At 59.9% G+C, this 20400-nt stretch carries 17 protein-coding genes and 1 pseudogene; 2 read left to right on the top strand and 16 right to left on the bottom strand.

Going from position 1 to position 20400, the window contains the following annotated elements; all coding sequences use genetic code 11:
- A partial coding sequence (locus tag ACP7AJ_RS18365) for a T9SS type A sorting domain-containing protein (RefSeq protein ID WP_426061655.1) occupies window positions 1-1055 on the top strand: 1055 nt, incomplete at its 5' end.
- Window positions 1056-1140: 85 nt separating this feature from the next.
- On the opposite strand, the gene ACP7AJ_RS18360 is transcribed toward ACP7AJ_RS18365, so the two are convergent.
- The 16 genes and pseudogenes from ACP7AJ_RS18360 to ACP7AJ_RS18285 form a co-directional block, all read right to left on the bottom strand.
- Window positions 1141-1434: a DMT family transporter gene (locus ACP7AJ_RS18360; RefSeq protein WP_426061654.1), complete on the bottom strand. Its 294-nt coding sequence runs from the start codon at window positions 1432-1434 to the stop codon at window positions 1141-1143.
- A gap of 105 nt (window positions 1435-1539) precedes the next feature.
- The gene (locus ACP7AJ_RS18355; protein WP_426061653.1) at window positions 1540-2457 is read right to left on the bottom strand and encodes a sterol desaturase family protein; all 918 of its coding nucleotides are present in this window, start codon (window positions 2455-2457) and stop codon (window positions 1540-1542) included.
- A 94-nt stretch (window positions 2458-2551) separates the two neighbouring features.
- Window positions 2552-3442 carry an N-acetylneuraminate synthase family protein gene (locus ACP7AJ_RS18350; RefSeq protein WP_426061652.1) on the bottom strand — a complete coding sequence of 297 codons (891 nt, stop codon included), beginning with the start codon at window positions 3440-3442 and terminating at the stop codon, window positions 2552-2554.
- A 63-nt stretch (window positions 3443-3505) separates the two neighbouring features.
- Complete coding sequence (locus tag ACP7AJ_RS18345; protein ID WP_426061651.1) at window positions 3506-4063, bottom strand: KdsC family phosphatase; 558 nt, start codon at window positions 4061-4063, stop codon at window positions 3506-3508.
- A gap of 117 nt (window positions 4064-4180) precedes the next feature.
- Window positions 4181-4987, bottom strand: coding sequence for an SDR family oxidoreductase (locus tag ACP7AJ_RS18340; RefSeq protein WP_426061650.1), 807 nt, complete (start codon window positions 4985-4987; stop codon window positions 4181-4183).
- 142 nt (window positions 4988-5129) lie between these two features.
- Window positions 5130-6464 carry an aminotransferase class III-fold pyridoxal phosphate-dependent enzyme gene (locus ACP7AJ_RS18335; RefSeq protein WP_426061649.1) on the bottom strand — a complete coding sequence of 445 codons (1335 nt, stop codon included), beginning with the start codon at window positions 6462-6464 and terminating at the stop codon, window positions 5130-5132.
- A gap of 160 nt (window positions 6465-6624) precedes the next feature.
- Window positions 6625-7578, bottom strand: a complete 954-nt coding sequence (locus ACP7AJ_RS18330; protein ID WP_426061648.1) for a transketolase family protein — start codon at window positions 7576-7578, stop codon at window positions 6625-6627.
- 69 nt (window positions 7579-7647) lie between these two features.
- Window positions 7648-8505 carry a transketolase gene (locus ACP7AJ_RS18325; protein ID WP_426061647.1) on the bottom strand — a complete coding sequence of 286 codons (858 nt, stop codon included), beginning with the start codon at window positions 8503-8505 and terminating at the stop codon, window positions 7648-7650.
- Window positions 8506-8710: 205 nt separating this feature from the next.
- Window positions 8711-9517 (bottom strand): cytidylyltransferase domain-containing protein, encoded by an 807-nt coding sequence (locus ACP7AJ_RS18320; RefSeq protein ID WP_426061646.1) that lies wholly within the window; start codon window positions 9515-9517, stop codon window positions 8711-8713.
- A 106-nt stretch (window positions 9518-9623) separates the two neighbouring features.
- Window positions 9624-10700 (bottom strand): hypothetical protein, encoded by a 1077-nt coding sequence (locus tag ACP7AJ_RS18315; protein ID WP_426061645.1) that lies wholly within the window; start codon window positions 10698-10700, stop codon window positions 9624-9626.
- 472 nt (window positions 10701-11172) lie between these two features.
- Complete coding sequence (locus tag ACP7AJ_RS18310) at window positions 11173-13539, bottom strand: PAS domain S-box protein (RefSeq protein WP_426061644.1); 2367 nt, start codon at window positions 13537-13539, stop codon at window positions 11173-11175.
- A 23-nt stretch (window positions 13540-13562) separates the two neighbouring features.
- Complete coding sequence (locus tag ACP7AJ_RS18305) at window positions 13563-14213, bottom strand: response regulator (protein ID WP_426061643.1); 651 nt, start codon at window positions 14211-14213, stop codon at window positions 13563-13565.
- A 220-nt stretch (window positions 14214-14433) separates the two neighbouring features.
- Complete coding sequence (locus ACP7AJ_RS18300; RefSeq protein ID WP_426061642.1) at window positions 14434-14745, bottom strand: hypothetical protein; 312 nt, start codon at window positions 14743-14745, stop codon at window positions 14434-14436.
- A gap of 185 nt (window positions 14746-14930) precedes the next feature.
- Entirely contained in the window at window positions 14931-16361 is a 1431-nt protein-coding gene (locus ACP7AJ_RS18295) for a DUF937 domain-containing protein (RefSeq protein ID WP_426061641.1), read from the bottom strand.
- A gap of 404 nt (window positions 16362-16765) precedes the next feature.
- Window positions 16766-17533 (bottom strand): OmpA family protein, encoded by a 768-nt coding sequence (locus tag ACP7AJ_RS18290; protein ID WP_426061662.1) that lies wholly within the window; start codon window positions 17531-17533, stop codon window positions 16766-16768.
- 1236 nt (window positions 17534-18769) lie between these two features.
- Window positions 18770-19162: pseudogene (locus ACP7AJ_RS18285) on the bottom strand (DUF937 domain-containing protein); the annotation flags it as partial.
- Window positions 19163-19750: 588 nt separating this feature from the next.
- Between ACP7AJ_RS18285 and ACP7AJ_RS18280 the strand changes: the two are divergent.
- Window positions 19751-20383: a sce7726 family protein gene (locus ACP7AJ_RS18280; protein WP_426061640.1), complete on the top strand. Its 633-nt coding sequence runs from the start codon at window positions 19751-19753 to the stop codon at window positions 20381-20383.
- Window positions 20384-20400 lie beyond the last annotated feature (17 nt).

Raw genomic sequence — 20400 nt, 5'->3', positions numbered from 1 at the left:
CAAGCCTGAGCGCGGGCCCGCACACCATCGTGGCCCGCAACGCCACCACGCTCTGCGCTTCCACGGCCACTCCCTTTACCATTGCTGCAGCAACAGGCTCGCCAGCTGCTCCAACTGTTCAAGTAAGTGCGCCAACTTGTACTGCTAGGTCGGTGGCTACCGTTACCTCGAGCACGGCTGGTCTTGAGTTCAGCATCGACGGCGGGGCCTTTGCGGCGTACCCCTCGGGCGGCTACTCAAGCCTGAGTGCGGGCCCGCACACCATCGTGGCCCGCAACGCCACCACGCTCTGCGCTTCCACGGCCACTCCCTTTACCATTGCCGGTCCGCTCAATTGTGTACCGCTGCAAGGCTGTACCCTGGGCTACTGGAAGAACCACCTCGACCGTTGGAGCTGCTACAGCCCGAGCACGCTGTATGGCACTATCTTCGGTGACGGTGTAGCAGGCAGTGATGTTGGCGCAAGCGACGGCATTTCGGCAGAAATGGAGCTGCTCACCCTAGAGCAAGCCCTCAATTTGGGTGGTGGCAGTGTCAACAACCTTGCCCGGCAGTCAGTAGCTGCACTGCTGAACGCTTGCAGCAATGTGAGCACTGTTCCAACGCGAGACCGGGTGAACTACCCACTCACCGAAGCTCAGGTTATTACTCGGGTTAACGCGGCCTTCAGAACCGGCGGCACCGCACCTGGCACGGAGGCAACGTATCTCGACAACCTGAACAATGCAGGCTGCCCCTTGGGCGGTACCTCCGCCACAACGGCCAACCTGACCTCGGGTGACGGCAGCGCCGCTGCAAGCGCCATGGGCATCTACCCGAACCCCTTCTCGTATCAGGCATCGGTAGAATTCACGCTCGCCAAGGCGGAGCGCTACAACCTCCAGGTGCTGGATATGAGCGGACGTGTGGTGAGCAAAGTGGCCACAGGCCTGGCAGAGGCTGGAACGGTTTACCGCTTCCAGATTGAAGGCCGCGATTTGGCCGAAGGTGTGTACATGGTTCGTCTGATTACCGACAAGTCAATTCAGACGCAGCGCTTGGTGTTGAAGAAGTAACCAAGCCAGTGTGAGCAAAAAGACCGGCAACTGCCAAGTTGCCGGTCTTTTTTTGTGCGGGTACCTCGGGCCAGGTACCTGAAGCTTACGACAGACGTCGCAACCCCATCACTCCGATGATGATGAGGCTGGTGAAGAACAAATGTTGAAGCGTGAACGGTTGCTTAAGCACAATGGAGTCGACTAGCATCAGGCCCACTACCGCCAGCGCCATCCAGGCGGCGTAGGCTGTGGCCGTGGGAATCTGGCGCATGGCCATCGAGAGGAAGATGACGTTGCCGAGCCCGAAGGCGATGTAAGCCAGCAGGGGAATAATGGGCGTGAGGGTAGTGGGCTCCGAAAGCGAGTTTACCCAATCAACTTCTTTGATTTTCTGCATATTCAAGGCTTTCAAACTATAGGTCCAGCAGACCTCCAACAGCGAAGCCACGAATAAGTAAAACCAATGCATAAGTACGCGTACTAGAAAAAGGGAAAGAGTGGATTAGGCCGAAACTCTTGAGGGATTGGTATCGGTGGGCACGGCCGGCGTGCTACCAGCGCCGCGACGCTTGACCAGGGTGCGCAGGCGCCGCCCCAACACCGGCAGAAACAGGTGGTAGCGCCGGTAAAACGGATAGCGCCGCTGCAGTTCCCGGTCATCGAAGCGCTTCACCGAAAACACGTGCTGCATAAAATAGTCCTTGGGGAAGTCGTAGTAGAGGCCCCACTTCTGCGGCTTGTGGCCGGGCAGGTAAGCGGTGCCAAATATCCAGTCCCAGAACGCGAACTTAGTCGAGAAATTGGCGTGAAACACTTCCTTATGGTCGGCGTGGTGCCAAAGATGCATCTCGGGGCCATTGAAGAAGTACTGCAGCCGCCCGGATTTCACGTCGACGTTCGAGTGAATCCAGATGCCCCACACGGCGTCAATCAGCGCCTTGATGGGCACCACCACGGGGTCAGCCCCCAGCAGAATGATGGGCGCAAACTCAATGGTTTGGTTGATTAGAATTTCGACAGCGTGAGAGCGAGAACCCGCCAGCCAATCGACTTGCTTGCCAGAGTGGTGCGCCTCGTGGGTGCGCCACAGCATGGGGCTGTGGTGCTGCCAGCGGTGAAACCAGTAAATGTAGAAGTCGTGCGTAAACAGGAAGAACAGCACCTGCACCCACACCGGCCAGCCCGTGACGAAGTTCAGTTTCGAAAACGAAAAGTGCTGGTCGAGGGGCAAGATGATGTAGTCGAAGATGATAATCTTCAGCAGGAAACTCTGCACAATAGTGTAGAGCACTAAATCGGTCCAGAAGCCCTCGCGGAAAAATGGCAGCCCCTTGCGGTACGGAAAGCGCCGCTCCAGCATAATGACCACCACCACCCAGGCTAGCAGGATGGCGGTGGTAACGATTTCGACTTGTTTCATATCCTCAGCCAGCTAGTTGCCAAAACATCCCTCGTTTCAGACGCCCTCAGCCGCGTTTTGTTTGCCAGAAGCCGCAATTTTATCGCCAGCTGCCTTAAGCACCCACCGACGACTGCTCGCGCCGGAGCCGGCGGCGCGGCTCTAGCTCGCTGTCGTACACTTTCTTGATACCGTCGCCGAAGGCGGCCTCCACGTCGCGGATGTCGCGCACGAGCTTGGCCATGCCACCGGGCTCCACCGATGCGGCGTGGTCGGAGCCCCACATGGCGCGGTCCAGGGTGAAGTGGCGCTCCACGAAGCAGGCGCCGAGGGCCACGGCTGCTACGGTGGTGGCCAGGCCGGTTTCGTGGCCCGAGTAGCCGATGGGGGTGGTGGGGAACATGGCTTGCAGGGCGGGCACCATGCGTAGGTTCAGCTCCTGGGGCGGGCAGGGGTAAGAGGAGGTGGAGTGGGCAATCATCAGCTTCTCGTGTCCTACCCACTCCACGGCCTGGTTGATTTCATTCAGGGTCGACATGCCAGTGCTGAGCATGAGGGGGCGGCCGGTGGCACGCACGCGGTCGAGCAGGGGCCGGTCGGTGAGGGAAGCAGAAGCCATTTTGTAGAGCACGGGCTGAAACTGCTCGATGAAATCGACGGAGGGCTCGTCCCAGCAGGAGGCAAACCAGTCCACGCCCAAGGCCCGACAATAGTCGTCGATGGCGGTGTATTCTTCGATGCCGAACTCGGTGCGGCGCTTGTAGTCGATGTAGGTCATGCGGCCCCAGGGGGTGTCGCGCTCCTTTTCCCACTGGTCTTTTGGCACGCACAGCTCGGGGGTCCGCTTCTGAAACTTCACCGCATCGCAGCCGGCGCGCACAGCTTCGGCGATTAGCTGCTTGGCCAGGTCCAGCGACCCGTTGTGGTTGATGCCGATTTCGGCAATGATGTAGGCGGGATGTCCGGCTCCGATAAAGCGGTTTTTTCCGATTTCGACAGCATTCATAATGCGTAGGGTTAAGGCGTTCGAGGTGGGTGGGGTGTGTGAAGGAAGTGCTAACCGGGGCGGCTAGACCTGACTGCGCAGCAGTTGGCGCTCAATAAATACTCGTTGGCGCCCCGCATTATCGGGGCTCTTGCTGGCGATGATGAGCTCGGCCAGCTCCCGGAAACAGCCGTGGCCGCCGGGAGTGGTGCAATGGTAGTGGGCTACGTGGCGGGCAAAGTCGGTGGCGTCGGACGGGCAAGCCGCCAGCCCCACCAGCCCCATGATTTCCACGTCGTTGGTGTCGTCGCCGATGAAGGCGACTTCACCGGGAGTTAGCTGTAAGCGGGTGAGGATTTCCTGCAGGCAGGCGGCTTTGTCTTTTACTCCTAGGTGCAACTCGGTAATGCGCAGCTTGTGGGCGCGCTTCACCACCGAAGGCGAGGTTTCGCCTGTGATGATGCCCGTGGCGATGCCTTGGTTGCGCAAGCGCTCCACGCCCATGCCGTCGCGAATGGAAAACTGCTTCATCTCTTCGCCGTGCGCGGAGTAGTACACCCCATTATCGGTCAGGACGCCGTCCGAATCGGTGAGCACCAGCTTTATGCAGCGGGCCTTAGCGTGAACAAGGGCAGTTTCCATCGTAAAGCGGAGTAAGAGATGATAAACAGTAAATGTGACGGTTTAGCTTGAGGAGAACTCTAGATGTAAGTTTATGAAATAGTTACGAAACTGAATTCGCCATCAAGGCAACCGAAATCAGATGGCTGTCCATCCCCCATCAACGACTAAGTTAGCCCCCGTCATATAAGCGGAAGCATCAGAAGCTAGAAATACCACAGCTCCTTGATAATCCGTTGCAGCAGCCATGCGGCCCAGAGGGGTTTTGGCGCTGTACTGCTGAACAAAAAAATTATCCTGATTATTTTCCACGCCGCCCGGCGAAAGCGTGTTCACCCGCACGCCACGCTTGCCCCAATATGCTGCCAGATAGCGCGTGAAGCTGATAACAGCGCCCTTGGTGGCCGGGTAGGAGGGGGATTTGTAAAAGGTCTGCTCGCCTTGGGCATTCACGTAGATGCTCTGGTCGGGCCCCACGATGCCGTAGGTGCTGGCCACGTTGATGATGCTGCCGTGGCCCTGCTCGGCCATGGGTGTGCCAAACACCTGCGCTGCCAGGAAAACACCAGTCACGTTCACTTCCAGCGACTTCTGCCAAGTGTCGAGCGGGAAGTTTTCGAACTTGGACAAGTCCGCCGCCAGCGCCGGGTTCTCAAACATGTCGTTGATGGCGGCATTGTTCACCAGCACATCAATGTGGCCAAACTGGGCCAGAATCTGGTCCCGCGCCGCGACTAGTGACTCCTGGCTTATCACGTTGACGGAAAGCGGCAAGTGCGGGCCACCGGGTAGCTCGGCAGCTACTGTGGCACAGGCTTCGGCGTTGAGGTCGGCTACTACAACGTTGGCACCGGCTGCAGCTAAGGCGGCGCAGTGCTGCCGGCCAATGAGTCCGCAGGCGCCGGTGACAATGGCGGTTTTGTTGGTTAGAGAGAAAAGGTCCAAGTTGCTATTCAAATTTTTTGAAACACTGAACGTCATGCTGAGCGCAGCCGAAGCATCTTGCTTGTATCGTTAGGCGACTGAGTTGCTGCCCCACGCGAGATGCTTCGACTGCGCTCAGCATGACGTTCTCTTTTTGTTCTTTCTACTTCACTTTAGCCGGCGCCGCATTAGTCACCTTGCGGAACACCGCTTCAACAGGCTCGCCCAGCAGGCGGCTGGCTACGTCACCGGCTTCAATCGCCTCTTTCAGCAGCGGCAGCACGTCACGGTAGGCAGCCAGCGTGTGAGCTATATCGGCATCGGAGTGCGAGAAGCACATGTTGTGGAAGCCGCCCCACATGATGCCGCGCTTAAACAGCTCTTGCTGCATGAAGGCCTTAATCTCCATGGGGTTGCCGGCCGAGGCATCGAAGGTGACGATGGTGCGGCAGTCGTAGCCGTAGCACTTGGTGTACTGGGTCAGGCCCAACTCGGCGGCGATTTCGTTGTAGCCATCCTTCAGCTTTTTGCCTTGCTCAGCGAGGCGGGCGGGCACGTTCTGCTCGCGCATTTCGGCGATGGTGGCCATGGCAGCGGCCATGCTCAGGGCCTCGCCTCCGAAGGTGGTGAAGAAGAAAACATCCTGCTCAAACAGCTCCATCACGTCGCGGCGGCCGGTGAGCAGGGCGATGGGCATGCCGTTGGCGAAGGCCTTGGAATACACCGCCAGGTCGGGCGTGATGCCAAAGTACTCCTGTGCGCCGCCGACGGCAATGCGGAAGCCCGTCCACATCTCATCGAAGATGAGCAGTGTGCCGTTGGCCTTGCACAGGGCAGCTACCTCGTGCAGGAAGTTGTCTTTGGGCGCGTCGAAAATGAAGGGCTCCAGAATGACGCAGGCTACGTCCTCATCGAGTAGGGCTTTCAGGGAGTCAAGGTTGTTGTACTCGAAGGCGGAGGTCAGCTCCTTTATTTCCTGCGGAATGCCTTTGTCGCGGCTGGTGGTGCCAATGTACCAGTCGTGCCAGCCGTGGTAGCCGCAGCACAGCACCTTGCTGCGCCCCGTGAAGGCGCGGGCCACCCGCACCGCGGCCGAGCACACATCGGCGCCGGTCTTGCTGATGCGGATGCTCTCGGCATTGGGAATGATTTCGTGGATGAGCTCGGAAAGCTGCACTTCCAGCTCGTGCATCATCGAGAAAGTGATGCCGTCCTGCAGCTGAGCCCGAATGGCGTCATCAACACGCGGGTAGGCATAGCCCAGCGAGATGGGGCCGATGCCCATCTGGTAATCAATGTATTTGTTGCCATCCACGTCCCAGATGTGGGCGCCCGAGCCGCGCTTCACGTACTTCGGCGACACGCCTTTGGTGTACTGGCCAGGGCCTTTGGCGAGCGTTTGGGTCACCGGCGTCATGATTTTTTGCGCGCGGGCATACAGCTCATCCGACTTCATGATGTCGGGGTAGTTTTCGTTGAAAGAAACGGTATTGGGCATGGGGAAGGGTTTGAAAGAAGAAGGAGGCTGTATTTATAAAAACGTCATGCTGAGCGCAGCCGAAGCATCTCGCGTGTGGTAGTAACTCAATTGTGAGGACGATGCGGGCGAGATGCTTCGGCTGCGCTCAGCATGACGGCCCTTTTTTATTCGGTTAGAACTACTCTGCAAATTGATTTTCAAGCACGGCGGGGCCAGCCGAAATAGTAGCGCCCGACTCGCCCAGCGCTTCGGCGATGCGGCGGGCAATGTGTTGGCCTGTAAAGCCTTCGTGCTCCAGCACGGCGCTCAAGCGGCCGGGCCGGTACCAACGCTCTTCCAGCGCCAGGGGCAGCACCCGGGTCGTGAGCTGGTTGCGCAGCAGCACCTCAGCCAGAATAGAGTACAGACCGCCGGTGATGAAATGGTCTTCCACCGTCACGATAAGCGAGCCTCGGCGCACTACCTCAAGCAGCGCTGCTTCGTCTATCGGCTTGAGGCTGCGTAGGTTGATAAGGCCTACGGACTTGCCCTGGGCCTGCAGCAGCTCACGGGCTACCAGCGTCTGCTCGAAGAGCATGCCGTAGGTGAGAATGGTCACGTCAGTGCCTTCGGCCACAATTTCGGCCTTGCCCATCTCGAACGGGGCGTGCTCGTAGGTAGCGGGGCGGGTGTTGATGCGCACATAAGCCGGCGCTGGCGATGCCCAGATGGCGGGCAGCATGGCGAGCATGTCGGCTTCGTCGGCAGGGGCAAACACGGTCATGCCGGGAATGCCGCGCATCAGGCTTACGTCCTCAATGGCTTGGTGGGTGGGGCCGTTGCCGTCGGAAAGGAAACCGGGCACGAAGCCGCTCAGCTTGACGGGCAACTGGCCGATGCCCACGTCGGTGCGGATGAATTCGAAAGCCCGCAGGGTGAGGAAAGTAGCCAGGGCGTGCACCACCGGCACCCGGCCGCGCAGGGCCAGGCCAGCCGCGGCGCCAATAAGGGTTTGCTCGGTGATGCCGGTGTCGATGAAGCGCGGGCCTAACACGGCGGGCAGGTTGCGGATGAGGGCGCGGTTTTCGGCCGTCATCACCACCAGTCGCTCATCGGCGAGGGCGGTTTCCTTAATGAGTTCTTCGTAGTTCATAGAGGTAGCGCGGACTTTTAGTCCGCGAATGAATCATTTACTCGCGGACTAAAAGTCCGCGCTACTTAATTATCGTACCGTGAGGGTTTCGCTGGTCAGCGTAGTGGCTTCCTGGCTGTGCAGTTCGCGCAGCAGCTCCTCCACTTCCTCGGCCGAGAAGTTGCAGAACCAGCGGTCGGCGCGGGCCTCGATGCTGGGGAGGCCGCGGCCCCGCACCGTGTCGCAGATAATGACCGAGGGCTTGGTGTCGGAGAAGGGAAGGGCCGAGAATGCGGCTTCCAGCTGCTCGAAATTGTGACCGTCGATGCGGCGTACTTCGCAGCCAAAGGCTTCGAACTTGGGCGCCAAGGGCTCAAGCGGAATCAGGTCTTCGGTCGCTACGTTGGCCTGGAAGTGGTTGCGGTCAACCACCAGCGTGAGGTTGTTGACCTTGTGGGCGCTGGCCACGAGCAGCGACTCCCACACCGTGCCTTCGTTCAGCTCGCCGTCGCCGGTGATGACGATGACCTTGTTGTCCTGGCCGCGCATGCGGCAGTCCATGGCCACGCCCAGGGCCACGCTGGGCAGGTGGCCCAAGGAGCCGGAGTGGAACTCTACGCCCGGCACGTTGCGGTTGGGGTGCCAGTAAATGTGGTCATCGGTGCTGAGGTGCTGGTTTAGCCGGTCCTTATCAAGAAAGCCCAGCTCTACGAAAGTGCCGTAGAGGGCCGGCACGTCGTGCCCCTTAGAGAGGAACAAGTAGTCGCGGGTGGGGTCGGTGAGGTTGTCGGGGCGCACGTTCAGGCAGTCGGCGTAGAGGTACACCAGCAGGTCGGCGCAGGAAAGGGAGGCGCCCGTGAAGCAGCCGCCATTGGTGCTAAGGCGCACAATGTGCTCGCGCACGCGCAGGGCCAGTTGCTGGAGGTGCTCTTGTTTCTCTGGTTTCATAGGGTGGGTGGTTACTTGTCAGTTGTTTGTTTATGCTGCTTAGTAGTTCAAGAAAATCATGCTGAACCTCATGCTGAGCGCAGTCGAAGAATCTCTACCACGAGAGTAAATCATTTAGTCACGCGGTAGAGGTGCTTCGGCTGCGCTCAGCATGACGTTCAGGATTATGACAAATTGTTAACTGGCTTGAACTTCAAACTGACAACTAAATTTTACGGGTTTGGGAAGGGTCGACGGTTTTTAATTCGTCGAGGTGGTTGCGGTACCAGTTTACCCCGGCAAGGTGGGCGTTGAGCTGCGCGATATCGGGCCGCTTGTTAAGAAGGGTAAGGATGTCATCGAGGCCGAAAGCCGGGTTGCTGGGGTAGAGCGCCTCGTAAACGGCGCTGATGAAAGTATAGTCTTCGGGGTAGTCAATAGTCCAGCGGTGGCTCATGGAGAAATCCTGGCCGGTGTCCCAGGCCACGTTGCCAAGGCGGAAGCGGTCGGGGTTTTCCCAGAAAAAAGGCGTGGTGTGTTCGCGCTCCAGCGGCCGGCGCGCTTCGCGCCAGGCAGTTTCCAGGGCCGTGAAGGGCATTACTTCCACGTCGTTGCCATCGGGGTAAGTGGCAGGGTGCAGGTTGCTCACGAAATCGTAGCGGTCGGCAAAATGCAGGTAGTACCCCACCACTTCGTCGATGATGGCCGGGTCAATGAGCGGGCAATCCGACGGGATTTTCAGCACCACATCGGCGCCGTAGTGGCGGGCGGCCTGGTAGTGGCGGTCGAGCAAATCGAGGGCATCGCCGCGGAAGCACTCCAGGCCGTGGGTGGCGCAACAGTCGGCTACGGCGTCATCGGCGGCGTCGGTGGTAGTGGCTACCACCACAGTGCCGGCTAGGTGAGCGCGCTGCACTCGCTCCACCATGCGCACCAGTAGGGGCTGGCCGGCTAGGGGCAGCAGTATCTTGCCCGGCAGGCGGGACGAACCCATACGGGCCTGCACAACGGTCAGTATACGCGGTAAGTGCATGATTTGCTGTGTTCTATTTCGTGTTTTAGTACTAAGCGGTATACAATTGGTATTAGGAAGTCCAAGGCCTTGTTCTTAGCACAAAGCTGGCCCAGGCACCGGAATATCATTGCACTGCCAGCGAGTTATCGGCTTCTGTAGAAGGGGCATAGGCTTCGGTTTGGTATTGGCGTAGGAAGGTGGGGCCGCTGCCCTCGAAGTTGCTGAACCCCCGGCAAATGGCAGCGATGCGTTGGGCCGAAGTGCCACCGTTCTGCCAGGGCTGCTTGCGCTTCAGGTCTTCTACATCGAAGTAGGAGTGCACCGGTATGCCCAGGCCCAGGCCCACGTACACTACTGTGGAGTACTGGGTAATGAGCTCGACGCAGTTGGCAATCATGTGGTCGGTGTTGCCGTCGGTATAAATCAGGGTGTCGGCCGGGGCATTCGCTCTGATTTCGGCCACGGCACGGTCCATTTTCTCGTTGGGGTGAAGCTTGAAGAGTAGGGGCCGGCCGGCCGCAATGCGCACGCATTCTCGGATGAACTTGGGGCGGTTTTCGGGGGTGAAGGTTTCGCGCAGGTCGGAGGTGGCCACCATCACGTAGCCGTGGTGGGGGAAGTTGTTGTGGCGCAGCTGCTCCACGTTGTCGAAGTTGGGAATACCGGTCACAACGAGTTTATCGCGGTCGACGCCCACATAGGCAAAGTGCTCTTTGTACCCCTCAGAGGCCACGCAATAGATATCACAGCAGTTGGCCAGGCCGTTGAGGGCGGTGCCAATGGCCAGAATGGGCATCCAGTTGAGCTTGCGGATGAGGCGGGCCCACCAGTTGAGTGGGTCGGTCATGCCTTCCTGCACGAAGATGGTTTTGGTGCGGCGCACCAGCGGCCAGGGCACTATCACATCGGAGCAGCACACCACCAGGTCGTAGGTGTTGCCGAAGCGCCGGGCCTCAAAATCGTTGTTGAGGCCGTGTTCGGCCAGGTATTTATCGGCCTTGGCCTTGATGGCCCCCGTGACGATGGTTTTGTCGAGCCCCCCGGTTTTCAGCAGAAACTCATAGAAGGGGCGCTGCCAGCCGTCGTAGTAAAGCTGACTGAAGTAAGGGTCAAATTCGTCTTCCAGCAGCTGTGCAATCTGATGCATCTGCGTGGTTTGATTGGGCGAGCCAATGAGAAAGAGAACCTTTTTTCGAGACATGCAAAAAGAAAAGAAGCGGCCGGGCAATGAAGTTTGCAGTTGCTGGTTGTGAGTTGCTGCTTTCATGGCTTCGCCAATAAGCCAGTAACTCACAACCAGCAACTAAGCGCGCAGGGCAAGTAAAATTGCCTCGTTTGCAGCAAACGTTTCCGCCGGGGCCAAAGCCACAGCGTGCGGGCAAGGTACAGAACAGCCGGCGAAGTAAGCAAGCCGGCCTTGCCAGGGCAAAGCGCCTGCATTAAGCAATTGAGAAGGTTCTCACGCTCTTATCCGACCGTATAAATAAACGAATAGATTCTATTAATTAACGCTCATCATCGGGGCGAAGCAAGGTTGGATGCCAGGCAGGAGCTTGCCCTGCAGGCAGCAGCGGCCGGCTTGGTTCAAAATCTAGTGCGCGCATGCGGAATCACGACGCTTCACCAAGAACTCTACCTTAGCCTCGGCTACATTCTATGGCAACGCGCTACCTTCAGACAGCGTTGGGCACTGTCTGAATCACAGGGAGCGTGAGGGAGGCAATGGTGCCGCGGCCGGGGCGGGACACCAGCTCGAACTGCCCGCCCAGGAGCGCGGCGCGGTTGTAGAGGCTAGCCAGGCCAATGCCTTGGGCGCTGCCCATGGCGGTAGCCACGTTGAAGCCGCCGCCATCGTCTTCCATGCTGATGTGCACGTGGTGGTCTTCGTAGGCTACGTGCAGGGTGGCTTCCTCGGCGCGGGAGTGTTTCACCACGTTGTTCAGCAGCTCCTGCACCATGCGGTAGATGGCCAGCGTGAGCACCGGCGGCAGGGGGCGCTCCAGACCGGTGAGGTAGAGGCTGAGCTGCAACTTGGCAGGCGGCATGCTCTTGGCTAGCTTTTGCAGGGCCACGGCCAGGCCAAAATCTTCGAGAATGCTCGGGGTGAGCTCAAAAGAAACGCTGCGCGTGGCTTTGATGGCGTCTTCCAGCAGCACCAGGGCCTCGGCCGTGGCGGTGGGCGTGCAGGTGTTTTCCTCCAGGTGCAGCTTGGTGGCATAGAGCAGCTGGCCCACGCCGTTGTGCAATGCCTCAGCAATGCGCTTGCGTTCCACCTCCTGGGCCATGAGTATCATGCGGAAGGTTTCGGCCTGCTGCTGGGCCTTGAAGGCAGCCGCGGTGGTATGCAGGCGGTTGCGCTCGGTCACGTCGCGCAGCAGCAGCAGGCCACCGGCCTTGTCGGCGGCCTTGTGGCTGGGCATCGGAATGGCCGTTAGCTCGAAATCGCGCGGGGGAGCATCCAGGGAAAACGCTTGCTGGAAGCGGGGCCGGCGGGCGCCCGCCCGCAAGTGCTCCACAATGTGGCCGGGCAGCGAGTCCTGGCTGAACGGCAGGCAGGCAAACACGTCCTGGCCAAGCGCATCTGCTTCGGGCCGGCCAGTGAGGGCTTCCATGGCCCGGTTCCAGGCAGTGAGGCGGCCAGCATGGTCGAAAGCCGCCACGCTGTCTACGTGGTGGTCCAGCAGGCTTTTGATAAACTTCTGCTCCTTGTAGAGTTGCGCCTTCACTTGCTCGGACTCGGTGACGTCGATGGAAAATAAGACGCCCTGCTGGCATTGCTCGTCAAAGAAGCCGTAGTTCTGAAAATATACGCGCTGCTTCGGCGTGTCGGCCGTTCCCAGAAAGCTGACGGGCTCGCCGCTCAGCAGGCGTTGCAGGGGCTCGGTGAGCGCCGGAAAGGCTTCATACAGGGTGCGCTCCTGCGAGGCGTTGTCGGGCAAGTCCAGGCGGTGCAGACCGGCCCCGGTTAGCTCCAGGCACTCGCCTGAGGCAGAGAGCCGGGTAAACACCACGGGCAGGTTTTGCAGCAACTCTTGAAACTGGCGGTTGCGGTAGCGCAGGGCTTCTTCGGCCGTGCTGCGGGCCGTCACGTCCCGGACTAGGCCAACCAGGCACTGGGGCTGTCCCCGGGCATCGTACTGCACTTTGGCATGCGCGGCCAGATAATGCACCGAGCCATCGGGCCAGAGCACGCGGTGCTCAATGTCGAGCGGCTCGCCGTGCCGGATGGTGGCCTGCAGGGCCTGCAGCAAGGGCACGACGTCGGCGGGGTGCACTGCTTCCTGCAGCACCGCAAACGAGGTGGGGCTGGGGTCGTGGGGCCGCCCAAAACAGGCCTGAGCCTGGGCGTCCCACTCCAAGGCATTGGTGGCAAAGGCCCACACCCACACCCCGGTGCCGGAAGCCGCCAGGGCCAGGTTCAGGCGGTCTTCGCTGCGCTGCCGGCGCTCCACTTCCCGGCTGAGCGGGGTTACGTCCACCACGGCCAGCTGCACGGTAGGCGCGCCGGCCAGGCTGGTGCCCGCCACGCCTTCGACATGTGCAACAAAGTGGACCCCGGCCGCGGTTTGCAACGAAAGCTCGGTGGAATGGCGTTGCCGGGTGCCGAGCACCGTGCCAAAGAATTCGAGGGAGGCGTCGCGGCTTTCAGGGCTAACAAACAGCAGCAGGCGCCGGCCGCTCAGCTGCCCGGCCTCGGTGCCCAGCAAGCGGCCGGCGCGTTCGTTGAGCTGGGCAATCGTGCCATCGGACTCGATGGTAAACAGGGCAACCGGGGCAAAGTCGTAGAGGGCAGCAAACTGTGCGCGGGCCGCTTCGGCATGGGCCCGGGCCGACTCGGCGGCCCGGTGGGCGGCCTCCAGTTGTTCGTTCTGCATTTGCAGCTCCAGCTGGTGCAGCTGCAGTTCCTCTATCAGCCGCTGCTCAGCGGCGGGCATGCCGGGCACGGCCTCAACGGGGAGCACAGCGGGCGCGGCCACGAACTCACGCAAGCGTTGCTGAACCTGGCCGGTAAGCGTGGAGTCGGATGATTTTAGCATCATGGCAAGCATAGAGCAAGTGACTGCTACTTAATCAAGCCATCGGACAGTGCGATTTTGACGAGGGCGGCCGTGTTCTTGGCCTGGGTCTTCTCCAGAATATTCTGGCGGTGGGTTTCCACGGTGCGCTTGCTGGTAAACAGCTGGTCGGCAATCTCGGCGTTGGTGAGGCCTTCTGCAATCAATTGCAGCACTTCCATCTCGCGCTTCGACAGCAGCTGGCTTTTAGACGCTCCTGCCGGGGCGCCGCTGGCGTTCCAGTTCAGCACCTTGCGCAGCATGCCGAGGCCAATCTCGGAGCACAAAAACATTTTGCCGTCCATCACCATGCGAATGGCGTGGATGATTTCGTCTTTGCCCGTGCTTTTGAGTAGGTAGCCGCTGGCGCCGGCATCCAGCATGCGGCCAATGTAGAGCTCCTCAATGAGCATGGACAAGGCCAATATCCGCACCTCCGGGTATTCCTCGCGCAGGCGCAGGGTGGTCTCGTAGCCGTCCATGACGGGCATGTTGATGTCGATGAGCACCAGGTCGGCCGGGGTATTGGGCAGCTGGTCGAGCAGCTCCTGACCATTGCCGGCGGTTCCTACTACCTGCACGGCAGACTCCCGTTCCAATAACGACCGAATGCCGTCCCGCACAATGGGATGGTCATCGACTAGAAAGACACGAATCATGGCGGTGCGGGCTTAGGGGTGAGGGATGCCAGTGCTCTTTCAAGAAGAGCGCCGAATTCTCCTTGAACGTTGACAGCGCGGGCTAAACACCCCTATTTTAGTCGATATCAGTACTTAACCAATGGGAAATCAGTAATGAGCAGAGTCAGCTACGTAGTTATCGCATATGAACTACGTATTTTTGCTCGGAACTGAAGCCACGGGTTGTGCCGGGCCCGGGCTACTCGTCTTCGTCGGGCAGGTCCTGCCAAAAGGCCAGCACCCGGGGCGATAAACGGGCCGCCAGAAAATCGGTCAATGAGAAGCCGCGGCGCTCCAGCAGAAACCGCTTAAAATCGGGTATCGACCGGGCCGAGGCCAGCCCGCGCGACTCGGCGTGGGCACGGCGGGCCGCCGGCAGGGTGGCCAGCCACGTCGCAAAGTCGGCCGGAGAGGCGTTCACGTGGCGGGCTTCGCGGTAGTAGAGGTAGGTGGTGAAGGCGATGTCGCCCAGGGCGCCTGCGGGCATGGCCAAATCCAGGTTTGTATTCATCGGAAACCAGTGATTTTGCCTCGGCTCAATACCCGGCCGAGGAGCTCCACAGTGGAACTCCTACAAAGTTCAGGTAATCTTTCCCGCAATTCTTCCGCCCAAATACGGGTTGTAAATGAGGGATTTACTTAAAGTTTTTGCGTGTTAATCCCGGCAGTACCTGTACGGGGGTGGGGCAGGGGCCTTTATTTTTTCACCACCCGAATGCTAACGCGCCGGTTGAGCGAGCGGTTGGCGGGGGTATTGTTGGGCATCACAAAGTAGCGGGGGCCATAGCCCTTGGCTTGCAGGCGGATAGGGTTCACGCCGCGCCGGGCCAGGGCCAGCATGGCAGCGTGGGCGCGCTCGTCGCTCAGCTTGTAGTTGAGTTGGGCATCGCCGGTGCTATCGGTATAGCCTCCTATTTTTACCATGGAGTTCGGGAATGAATTGAGAATCACGGCAATGTTGCCGAGCTGTAGCGCCGACTCGGGCGTGAGCAGGGCTTTGCCCGCTTCGAAGTTGACCCGGTCGAAGTTAATCCAGCCCTTGGTGCGGTTCACCGAATCGACTTCCTCCGAGGAGTTTAGGAAGGTAAACAGGCGGTTTTCGGTAGAATTCACGCCTACTTGCTGGCGAGTGCCGTTGGCCAAGGTCAGCGTAATCGGCTGGCCGGTGTCGTAGATGTAGCGGTCGCTGGCTTTGTCGTAGCGGCCCGCCAGCATCACGGGCGCCGGCAAGCCTTCCCGCGCTCCTCTGCCCGGCGCTGCCGAACGGCTGGCTTCGGCAGCCGTGCCGTCGGGGTTGGTGTTGCTGTTTTGGTTGCCCGGTGTCAGGCTGGCCATGCGCTGGCTGGCGCTCGTTGGCGAGGGCTCTTCCTGGCCGAATGCCTCCGAAGCAGTGTCTTTGCCGAACTGGCCGCGGCCGAAAAAATACCCCAAACACACCGCCAGCAGGATTAGAGCACCCCACTGCCACCGCAGGCCCCCCGGGCCAGCCGGTTCAGGCTCGGGGGCTTGTGTGGTCCAGGGCGTGGCCGCCTGCAGGGCTGGTACGCCCGCAATAGGCTGTCGGGCCAGGACGCGGTCTGGGTCGGGCACGTGCAGCGAACCGGGCTGCGACACCAAGGCGGTTTCGATGGCATCTTTCAGCAAAGACGACCCAATGCTGCTGCTCTGCTGGCGCAGCCACCCCGTGAGCTCTGCCGGGCCAAAATCGTTTTCTACGGCGGTCTTGCCCAGTACCCCGAGCACGGCCGTGGCCGCGGCCTGCATAAGGGTGCCGCTCGCCGATGGCCGGATGCCAGTGCCCACCGCAACCTGATTGACATTGGCCCGGTACGAGTCGCCGAGCAGGTTGAGCAGCAAGTTAGTGCCCGACTCGCTCTGGGTCGGATTCTGGGCGTTAGCCAGCTGTGTAAGTACCTCGGCAGCATTGGCGGCCTGTACCAGCTCAAACAGGGCCTCGGGTGCAAACCCACGGTCCAGCCTGTTGAGCAAGCCTTTGAGTACCAGCGGAACCGATTTGTTGGCGGCTTTTCTTACGTTGGGCTCTGTCTCGTCGACCTGCGTGCTGAGTTGAGCAATGACATTGCTGGTAAAGCACGACTTAACCGTTTCAACGACGTCGTTTTTCATAATATCTGGAGTGATAATGGCGGCCAACTAAGGGTTGCACCGCAAACACTGGATAAAGTAATGCTTAACTCAAGCCGCAGCCTGTCCGGTATAGGTGCCGCCTTTCAACGCAGATGCAGGCCATTTACAAGGTAGTAAGGTTCGAATCCTGCTTTTTTGACTAACTCGCCAGCACTTATACACGAAGCACTAACTGGGCCTTATACTCTAATTTCCGAAGGATATTGAGTTGGCATAACCGCTAATCATCCACAAAGATTCTCCGAGGTTATTGTTGCCTGACTGCAGCATAGCCAAATCCAGGTTTGAGTTCATCGAAAACCAGAAACCACTGATTCTGTCTCAGTCCAATACCCGACCGGGGAGACTCACACTGGAACCCATGCAAAACACAGTGCGCAAGTCTATTTTTTCACTACACGAATGCTGGTTCGCCGGTTCAGGGCGCGGTTGGCAGGCGTCGTATTGGGCGCTACGAAGCTTTGGGGCCCATAGCCCCTGGCTTGCAAGCGGGCGGCAGGCACGCCCATGCGGGTGAGGGCCTGCATGGTGGTGCGGGCCCGGTCGGCGCTGAGTTGGTAGTTGAACACCAGAGGGCCGGTACCGTCCGTGTAGCTGCCGATAAGGAGCTGGGCGCGTGGGTAGGCCTTAAGCAAGCGGGCAAGGTTGCCGAGCTGCTCCGCCGACTCGGGTATGAGCGTGGCCGTGCCGGGCTCAAAGCCAATCCGGTCAAGGGTAATCCAGCGTCTGCCGGGGCTGATGCTATCCAGCTGCGCGGCCGAGGCCAGCAGCTGGTTGAGCCGGCTTTCTGTCGAATTAGCACCTGCCATCAGGCGAGTACCGTTGGGCAGCGTGATGATAATTTCTGGACCTGTGTTGTAAATGAAGACATCGCGCACGACATCGTAGCTGCCCGACGCCGCTCCCGAAAGCATTGCATTGCCCGACTGCGCTGCTGCGTTGGCCGGGGCCGCAACTGAGGCAGAAGTGGAAGAGGTGCCGTCAGGGCCAACGGTTTGGCCTGCCGCCGAGGAGTTTCCAGCCGTTTGCGGCTCCCCAATGAAGGTACGGGCCAGTGCATACCCCATGCCCGTGGCCACCAGCAGAAGCACGCCCCAGTGCCAATACTGCCGCACCAGTTCCCAGGCCGGCGCCATGGATGGAAAAGCCATCCGCACCGGTGCCGGCTTGGGTGGTGCCGGTGCCGCACTAATGGGAGCACTACTAACGGGAGGCGCGGGCTTCGGTGGCTTGGCCGGTTGTGGCGCGGGCTCTGTCGGCGCTGAGGGGGAATTAGATTTTGCTGGTTCCGGCGTGGGCGCTGAGTCTATCGGTAGGGGTATCTGCTGAGTAGCAGGTATAGGCTGAGCAAGCGGAGCGGGCGGCGTGGCCTTCGCCGCTGGCGATGTGGTAGCAGGCACAACCGGAGTGTGAGTCTTGGCAACAGCTGGTGGTGCCACCTTCTCAGCTGCAGGTACGGGTGTTGGAGCGAGGGACGGTGCCGTAGGCTTTGGGGCAGCCAACGGCATTGCTGCCTCCGCTGGGAGCACAGGCGTGGACGCTACTGGCCGAGCTAGTGGCGTTGCAGCAGGCTTATTTATTACCTCCTGTGCCGGCTTATCCGGCGCAGCAGGCGTCGCCTCGGGCTGAGGCACAGGACTAGGCTTAGGAGCTGGAGGAGCTACTGGCGTCGGCAGCGGCATTACCTGCCGGGCCGGCTCCTTTGGGGATGGTATTGCTGGCGTTACGGGTGCTGGTGCAATAGGTGGCGTTGCTGGTGGTGCCGGCGGCGTAGCTTGTGGTACGGGCGCAGGCACCGGCCGTTCCTCCTGGGCAACCACTACTGGTGGCCCGGGCTGGGCTAGCGTTGCGGGCAGTGGCTTAACCACTACTTCTGGCACTGGCACGGCACGTTCCATCGCTGCAGGCTTGGGCAATGGCGCAGGCGAGGGCGACGAGAGAGTCACCGATGCTGGCACAACCGGCGGCTCAGCAGGAACAGTGGCTGGCGCCGCGGTCACCGCCTGCGCTTCTGGAGCAGCAGGTACAACTGCAGGCGCGAAAGATGACGCATCGGCCAACTTGGGCGCAGGTACTACCAGCTGCTGGGAACGGGCCTCGACGGACGGTGCCTGTGACGCGGGCGTAGGCTTGGGTTGCAGCGGAGAAGGCGCAGGGCTAGCTTGGGCAACGGGCGCTGATTTTACCTCTGTTAGGGGAGGCAAGTCCGGCTTCGCGGGCTCCGGTTTTGGAGTGCTCGCCGGAGAGGCAATGCCAGGCAGGGGGCGGAGGGCGGTTTGGATGGCATCCTTCAAAACCGCCGAACCGATTACGTCTTTCTGCCGACGCAGCCAGTTGGTAAGCTCAAGTGGGGAAAAATCGTTTTCGACAGTGGTTTTCGCCATTTCCCGCAGAATAGTTCTGGCTGCCACGTGCACGAGGGTTCTGCTGGCGCTGGGTTGAATTCCTGCCTGCCCGGCAATTTGGCTAACAATGCTGTTGTAAGTCGGGCCCAACAGCTCAATCAGGGGGTTGGCTCCGGGCTCTGGCTCGGTCTCTGTTTCAGCAGGGCTGGCCAGTGAGGACTGTAAAGCCGAATTGGCGGGCTCCACCAATTTAAAGAGCGCCGCAGGCATGAGGCCACGGTCTATCTGTGCTAATATGCCTCTGAGCAGCAGGGGCACTGCTTTATTCAGAGCGGCGGCGGTGCCGGGCTCAGATTCGCCCACCAAGCCGCTAAGCTCGGCAACGAGGCTGCCGGTAAACCAGGCTTTCACCGTATCGATTAAACCATTATTCATACGCGTAATCAGTTGGCTGCCAATGGCCGCCCAGCCTGGAAGGCGGGACGCAGTTGCCGTTGGCGGGGCATCGGAGCTTTAGTGCCGTCGTAATTAAAACCACAGCGGCACCAAAACATGTTCTAATGAAAAAAATAATTGCTTGCGAATAAAACTATTTCATTATAATACAGACTTGTAGCAACGATAAAAGTCGTGGTTTCCCTAAGCGGCAAATTAGTCGTTCCATCATTGCAGGCCCCACACAGTGGATGCCCTCCCAGCCTTGAGTGTCCGGCTCGGGTAATCCATTCTGTTTTAAGCCCAAAAAGGTTGAGTTTTTATTTAAAACTGCTTACTAAAACCCCGCTTATCAGGTGAGGAAAAGTAAAAAAGTATAGGAATACTGAGTGTGTAGTTAGGCTAGCTGTCTTGATAACAAGAAGTTGATTCAGTAAATGAGCCGCTCCAGCCAAGGACTTAGCCATACCATATTCCAGTGAAGCTAATTTCCTGCCAACCCACCCGCCGGGGTACAGCGCCCGACCAGCACCAATTCTTGAAGTTGCGCACGCCGAGCCCGCGTGCAGGCTTACTTTTGGGGTTGCTATGAACGACCCGGAAATCCGCGCCCTTCTTTACCCATTGCTGACCGGTGGCGTGTACGTCGACGAGCTGCCCACCGGCACCACCCGCGCCGATGTGGTGCACATCACGCCCGACTTCATGCACGGCTACGAAGTGAAGGGCGACGGCGACACCCTGCAGCGCGTGGCCAACCAGCTCCGCTGCTACGGCGAAGTCTACGATTTCGTTACCTTCATCGTCACCGAAAAACACCTGCCCAAAGTATTGCCGCTGCTGCCCGAATGGGTGGGCGTGCAGGTAGCCTCTGCCCACGGCCTGCGCCTGCACCGCGCGGCTGGCTACAATGCCACCGTGGAGCGTGCCCCCCTTGCCGGCCTGCTGCTGCTGGAAGAAGTGAAGCAGTTTCTGCTGGCCCGGGGCCTGGCCGGGGCCAGCACCCTGCGCAGCCGCGAAGTGGGCCACTACCTGCGCACCACGCACACCGTGCCGCTTTCCAGCCTGGCCCAGTACGTGCGCGACCGCCTCATTGCCCGCCTGCCCGAGCGCTTGCTCATGCGGGCCGAGCGCAAAGCCGAGCGCGAGCGCCTGCCACCACGCAAGAAAAAGGCAAAGCGCAAGAAGCCAGCGCCCCGCCGAAAGTCCCGGGCCGCCTAGCCGCCCATAACTGCTGG

Source organism: Hymenobacter sp. B1770, assembly GCF_049896385.1.
In the GTDB taxonomy this organism is placed as follows: Bacteria; Bacteroidota; Bacteroidia; order Cytophagales; family Hymenobacteraceae; genus Hymenobacter.
Note: the sequence above shows the minus strand (reverse complement) of the source record. Positions and strands in the feature narration are given on the sequence as shown.